This window comes from Nocardioides sp. ChNu-99, assembly GCF_029493445.1.
Lineage (GTDB): Bacteria > Actinomycetota > Actinomycetes > Propionibacteriales > Nocardioidaceae > Nocardioides.
The window spans coordinates 23948-29947 of the sequence record NZ_JAHWBL010000041.1; the positions used below are offsets into that span (position 1 = coordinate 23948).

Consider the following 6000-nt stretch of genomic DNA (forward strand, 5'->3'; position numbering starts at 1 on the left):
CGGTCCGCATGGTGGCGGCGGCGGGCGGGCGGTGGGCGGCGCCGTACCCTGGGCCGCGTGCTGAGGATCGACCGCGCGACGCGCGACGCCATCGTCGCCCACGCCAAGCGGGACCACCCCGACGAGGCCTGCGGCGTCGTCGCCGGACCCGTCGGGTCCGACCGGCCCGAGCGTCTGGTGGAGATGGTGAACGCCGCGGGCAGCCCGACGTTCTACGAGTTCGACTCGCTCGACCTGCTCGCGCTCTACCGCGAGATGGACGACCGGGACGAGGAGCCGGTGGTCGTCTACCACTCCCACACGGCGACCGAGGCCTACCCCAGCCGCACCGACATCGGGCTCGCCAGCGAGCCCGGCGCGCACTACGTGCTCGTCAGCACCCGGGAGCACGGGAACAACGAGGGACCTGTGGAGTTCAGGTCCTACAGAATCGTCGACGGCGAGGTGACCGAGGAAGAGGTCGACGTCGTCGAGCAGCTACCAGCCCCGACAGTCCCCGAAAGTGGAGAGTGAACCAGATGGCCATCGAGGTGCGGATCCCGACGATCCTGCGGACCTACACCAACGGTGAGAAGGCCGTGTCCGCCAACGGCGACACCCTCGCCGCGCTCATCGACGACCTCGAGGCGAACCACCCGGGCATCCGGGGCCGCCTCGTCGACGGTGACGGCGACGACGCCGACCTGCGTCGCTTCGTGAACGTCTACATCAACGACGAGGACGTGCGCTTCATCGGCGGCCTCGAGGCCGGCCTGTCCGACGGCGACCAGGTCGTCGTGCTGCCGGCCGTCGCCGGCGGCTGCTGACCCACCCCGCGCCGCCCAGCACCACCCCGCACCACCCCGCACCGCCCGAGGGGGCCGTCGGACCACACGGTCCGGCGGCCCCCTCGTCGTCCCGGCCCGGGTGCGTAGAGTGCCGCCCATGACCGAGCCGGTGACGCCGCAGCGGCGCACGTTCGTCCTCGTCGACGGCGAGAACATCGACGCCACGCTGGGCAACTCGCTCCTGGGCCGTCGCCCGACGCCCGAGGAGCGGCCGCGCTGGGAGCGCGTGACGGCGTACGCCGAGCAGCTGTGGGACCAGCCGGTCACCGGTCTGTTCTTCCTCAACGCGAGCGGCGGCTCGCTGCCGAGCGCGTTCGTGCAGGCGCTGCTGGCGCTCGGCTACCGCCCCGTGCCGCTGGCGGGGCGCGGCGACCAGAAGGTCGTGGACCTCGGTATCCAGCGGACGCTGCAGGCGGTGCTGGCCCACGACGCCGACGTGCTGCTCGTCAGCCACGACGGCGACTTCCTCGACGACCTGCGCCCGCTGGTCGAGCACCCGGACCGCCGCGTGGGCCTGCTCGCGCTGCGCGAGTACGCCAACGCCGGCTTCACCTCCATGGGCGTGCGCATCCACGACCTCGAGGACGACGTCCGCGCCTTCAACGTCCCGCTCCCGCGGGTGCGCATCATCCCGCTGGAGGAGTTCGACCCGGAGCTGTTCCTGCGGTGATGGGAGGATGGCGGCCATGCGCTACGACGACCTGGTCGCCTCCGTCGGCAACACCCCGCTCGTGGGTCTGCCGCGCCTCTCGCCGAGCCCCGACGTGCGCATCTGGGCGAAGCTGGAGGACCGCAACCCGACCGGCTCGATCAAGGACCGCCCGGCGCTGCGGATGATCGAGCAGGCGGAGGCCGACGGCCTGCTGCGCCCCGGCTGCACGATCCTCGAGCCGACCTCGGGCAACACCGGCATCTCGCTGGCCATGGCCGCGAAGCTCAAGGGCTACCGCATCGTCTGCGTCATGCCGGAGAACACCTCGCAGGAGCGCCGCCAGCTGCTGCGCATGTGGGGCGCCGAGATCTACTCCTCGCCCGCGGCCGGCGGGTCCAACGAGGCGGTGCGCGTCGCGAAGGGCATGGCCGAGGAGCACCCCGACTGGGTGATGCTCTACCAGTACGGCAACCCCGCCAACGCGCTCGCGCACGAGGAGGGCACCGGCCCGGAGATCCTGGCCGACCTCCCCGAGATCACCCACTTCGTCGCCGGGCTCGGCACGACCGGCACCCTCATGGGCGTCTCCCGCTTCTTCCGCCGGGCCAAGCCCGACGTGCGCATCGTGGCGGCCGAGCCGCGCTACGGCGAGCTGGTCTACGGCCTGCGCAACCTCGACGAGGGCTTCGTGCCCGAGCTGTACGACGCCGACCTCATCGACGCCCGCTTCTCGGTGGGCCCCCGCGACGCGGTGCGCCGGGTGCGCGAGCTGCTCGAGCTCGAGGGCATCTTCGCCGGCGTCTCGACGGGCGCGATCCTGCACGCCGCGCTGGGCCAGGCGGCCAAGGCCGTGAAGGCCGGGGAACGTGCTGACATCGCCTTCGTCGTGTGCGACGGTGGGTGGAAGTACCTGTCGACCGGGGCCTACGAGGGCACCGTCGACGAGGCAGAGGACCGTCTGGAGGGGCAGCTGTGGGCGTGAACGGGGCGCGCGTGCGCGGAGGGCGTCTCGGCGCCTGGGTGGTGACGGCCGTGGCCGGGCTCGGTCTGGCCGTCGCGCCACCGGCGGGGGCGAGCGGCGCGCCGACGCTGCCGTCCGCCGTACCGGGGGTGCAGGCGGCTGCGCCGACCCTGACCCCGGAGGGGCCCGACACGATCCGCGGCGCCGCCCGCTACGAGGGCACGCTGACCGCCGTCGTCGCCTGGCGCACGCCGCGCGCCACCAGCGGGCAGGTGCAGTGGCACCGCGACTACACCCCGATCCCGGGTGCGACGGGCTCGACGTACCGGGTCAGCCACGAGGACGTCGGCCACCGCATCCGGTACGTCGTGACGGTCGGCCGCGCGGGCTACGCCTCGTCGCGCCACCTCTCGCAGCCCACGCCCGTCGTCGGCGACGCGACCCCGCGGCGCCGCACGGTGACCTACGACGTGCGTGTCGACGGGTCCATCCCCGGGTTCCGCGTCGAGGAGTTCGGCGTGCAGTCGGGCGAGACCCTCGCCGACCCCCGCGGCTGGCGGGCCGGCGGCACCCACTTCCAGCGCACGGCCAGCGGTGCGCGCTCGAGCTTCACCCTCGTGCTCGCCACCGCGGACCGGCTGCCGCGCTACTCCAGCGAGTGCAGCACGCAGTGGAGCTGCCGCGTGGGGCGCAACGTGATCATCAACTACACGCGCTGGATGGAGGCGTCGCCGTCGTGGAACGCCGCCCGCGGCACGCTGCGCGACTACCGGCACATGGTGGTCAACCACGAGGTCGGCCACTTCCTGGGGCGCGGCCACGTCGGGTGCTCGGCGCCGGGCAACCGCGCGCCCGTGATGATGCAGCAGTCGAAGGGGCTGGACGGCTGCCGCTTCAACCCCTGGCCGCTGCCCGGCGAGCGCTGAGCCGGGGCGACGCCGATGGGCGCGCGGGACGCGTCTCACGGCCGTGAGAGTGACGACACCGCCGCTGCGTCGCGTCACGTGCTCGTAACCCCTAGATTGACCCGTTGTGGTGGACGACCTCGCCGACGCACCGATCGGCATCTTCGACTCCGGCTTCGGCGGGCTGACCGTCGCGCGCTCGGTCATCGACCAGCTGCCCCACGAGTCGATCGTCTACCTCGGTGACACCGCCCGTCAGCCCTACGGCCCGAAGCCGATCGGCGAGGTCCGCGAGTACGCGCTGGAGTGCCTCGACCACCTCGTCGCCCGCGGCGTCAAGGCGCTCGTCATCGCCTGCAACTCAGCGAGCGCCGCGATGCTGCGCGACGCGCGGGAGCGGTACGACGTGCCCGTCGTCGAGGTCATCTACCCGGCCACCCGCCGCGCCGTCGCGGCCACCCGCACGGGGCGGATCGGCGTGATCTGCACGCAGGCGACCGCCACGTCGATGGCCTACGACGACGCGTTCGCGGCCGCCCCCCAGGTCGAGCTGGTCACCCAGGCCTGCCCGCGCTTCGTCGAGTTCGTCGAGCGGGGCGTCACCTCGGGCCCCGAGCTGCTCGAGGCCGCGCACTCCTACCTCGACCCGCTCATCGCCGCCGACGTCGACACCCTCGTGCTGGGCTGCACGCACTACCCGCTGCTGACGGGCGTCATCTCCTACGTCATGGGCGACGGGGTGACCCTGGTGAGCAGCGCCGAGGAGAGCGCGAAGGCGGTCTACCAGATGCTCGCCACGGGCGGTCTCATGCGGGCCGCGGGCGAGGCGACGTACGAGTTCGTCACCACGGGCGAGCCCGGCGAGTTCGAGCGCATCGGCCGGCGCTTCCTCGGCCCCGAGCTCGTGTTCGCGAGCCAGTTCGCGGGAGGTCCGGCATGAGGCTCACGATCGTCGGCTGCGCCGGCTCCTACCCGGGGCCCACCTCGCCCGCGAGCTGCTACCTGCTCGAGGCCGAGGGCCCGGACGGCGACGGCGGTACGCGCACGTGGCGGATCCTGCTCGACCTGGGCAACGGCGCGCTCGGGGCGCTGCACAACCACGCCGACCCGCTGGCCGTCGACGCGGTCTTCGTGAGCCACCTGCACCCCGACCACTGCCTCGACCTGTGCGGCTACTACGTGCTGCGCAAGTACCACCCCGCCGGCCCGCAGCCGCGCATCCCCGTGTGGGGACCGGAGGGCGCGGCGGACCGCATGGCGCGGGCGTACGACCTGCCGCTCGACCCGGGCATGCGCGAGGAGTTCGACTTCCGCGAGTACGCCGTGGAGCGGCGCGCGATCGAGGTCGGCCCGTTCAGCGTGCAGCCGTTCGAGGTGTTCCACCCGGTGCCGGCCTACGCGCTGCGCGTGAGCGCCGGCGGGCGGACGCTGACGTACTCCGGCGACACCGCCCCGTGCCTCGGCCTCGACCGCGCCGCCGCCGGCGTCGACCTGCTGCTGGCCGAGGCCGCATTCCGGGCGCGGGACGAGAACGCGCCCGGCGTGCACCTCACCGGCACCGACGCGGGCGACCTCGCCACGCGCGGCGCCGTCGGTCGGCTCGTCCTCACCCACGTCCCCGCCTGGTTCGACCCGCAGGACGCCCGCACCGAGGCCGTGGCCCGGTACGACGGCCCCACCTCCGTCGCCGTCGCGGGCGCCGTCTACGACGTCTGAGCGGCGAGCCGGCGCCCCACGGCGTACCGCACCGCCAGTAGCACGCCCGTCACCCCGATCGTCGGCCAGTCCTGCTGGGCGGTGAGCCGCAGCAGCGCGGCGGCGATCAGCAGGTCCACCAGCAGGGCGGTGGCGTCGCCGAGGCGCCGGGTGGTGACCACGCCCAGCAGCCCGGTGACGACGGCCGCGGCCGACGTCAGCGCCGCGGCCCCGAGGAGCACGGCCGTCACGGGGGCGGCGCCCCGACCTCTTCCTGCTCCTCGCGGATCTCGCGGGCGAGGAAGAAGTTGAGCGCGGTCCGGATCGCGGCGACGGCGGCGAGCTGACCGAGCTCCTCGAACGACGGCGCGATGGCGGTGCGCAGCACGTCGGAGGCGAGCTGGAACTCCAGCCCCAGGGCGAGGAACCGGCCGAGGGTCAGCCGCACCCGCGTGAACTCGCGCGGGTTGCGGTGGGGCAGCACACGCAGGAACTGCACGACCGCGATGACGGCGCCGATGAAGATGACGGCGGCGCCCGCGGCCTCCACCAGCCGCACGAGCGTGTCGACGGCGGTGCGCAGGTGTTCCTCGGGCAGGAGGTCGATGGCGGCGGGGCTCACCTCGCGCCGGTACCCACGCGCGGTCGTGGTGGCCGCGCGGGGCCCGGTGGTCGAGGTGGCCGCGCGGGGCCCGGTGGTCGAGGTGGCCGCGCTAGCGGCCCTCGAAACCACGCCGTACGCCGCGCGGTGGTTGAGGTGGCCGCGCTGGCCGCCCGGTGGTTGAGGTGGCCGCGCTGGCCGGTCGGTGGTTGAGGTGGCCGCGCTAGCGGCCTGTCGCGTGCCGGGTCTGATGGAGGCTCTCATTCCACGGAAGGATGAGAGTCATGGCGGCACCGAGGAAGTACCCAGAGGAGCTTCGGGAGCGGGCTATCCGGATGGCGGTCGATCTGCGGCGTGAC

General features: G+C 73.6%; 9 protein-coding genes. 7 read left to right on the plus strand and 2 right to left on the minus strand.

Going from position 1 to position 6000, the window contains the following annotated elements; translation table 11 throughout:
• Positions 1–57: 57 nt before the first annotated feature.
• The 7 genes from KK617_RS13470 (at position 58) to KK617_RS13500 (ending at position 5061) form a co-directional block, all read left to right on the plus strand.
• On the plus strand, positions 58–513 hold the full coding sequence (locus KK617_RS13470) for a M67 family metallopeptidase (protein WP_277500586.1): 456 nt from the start codon (positions 58–60) through the stop codon (positions 511–513).
• A 5-nt stretch (positions 514–518) separates the two neighbouring features.
• Positions 519–806 carry a MoaD/ThiS family protein gene (locus KK617_RS13475; protein ID WP_277500587.1) on the plus strand — a complete coding sequence of 96 codons (288 nt, stop codon included), beginning with the start codon at positions 519–521 and terminating at the stop codon, positions 804–806.
• A 118-nt stretch (positions 807–924) separates the two neighbouring features.
• Entirely contained in the window at positions 925–1497 is a 573-nt protein-coding gene (locus KK617_RS13480) for an NYN domain-containing protein (RefSeq protein WP_277500588.1), read from the plus strand.
• 16 nt (positions 1498–1513) lie between these two features.
• Positions 1514–2461: a cysteine synthase gene (locus tag KK617_RS13485; RefSeq protein ID WP_277500589.1), complete on the plus strand. Its 948-nt coding sequence runs from the start codon at positions 1514–1516 to the stop codon at positions 2459–2461.
• Between the two features lie 11 nt (positions 2462–2472).
• Entirely contained in the window at positions 2473–3366 is an 894-nt protein-coding gene (locus tag KK617_RS13490; protein ID WP_277500590.1) for a DUF3152 domain-containing protein, read from the plus strand.
• 106 nt (positions 3367–3472) lie between these two features.
• Positions 3473–4285: a glutamate racemase gene (gene murI, locus KK617_RS13495; RefSeq protein ID WP_277500591.1), complete on the plus strand. Its 813-nt coding sequence runs from the start codon at positions 3473–3475 to the stop codon at positions 4283–4285.
• The gene (locus KK617_RS13500; RefSeq protein WP_277500592.1) at positions 4282–5061 is read left to right on the plus strand and encodes an MBL fold metallo-hydrolase; all 780 of its coding nucleotides are present in this window, start codon (positions 4282–4284) and stop codon (positions 5059–5061) included. Before murI ends, KK617_RS13500 begins: the two co-directional genes overlap by 4 nt.
• On the opposite strand, the gene KK617_RS13505 is transcribed toward KK617_RS13500, so the two are convergent.
• Together KK617_RS13505 and KK617_RS13510 are read right to left on the minus strand one after the other, a co-directional pair.
• On the minus strand, positions 5049–5291 hold the full coding sequence (locus KK617_RS13505; protein WP_277500593.1) for a hypothetical protein: 243 nt from the start codon (positions 5289–5291) through the stop codon (positions 5049–5051). The genes KK617_RS13500 and KK617_RS13505 overlap by 13 nt on opposite strands.
• On the minus strand, positions 5288–5662 hold the full coding sequence (locus KK617_RS13510) for a DUF1622 domain-containing protein (RefSeq protein WP_277500595.1): 375 nt from the start codon (positions 5660–5662) through the stop codon (positions 5288–5290). Before KK617_RS13510 ends, KK617_RS13505 begins: the two co-directional genes overlap by 4 nt.
• Between the last annotated feature and the right edge of the window lie 338 nt (positions 5663–6000).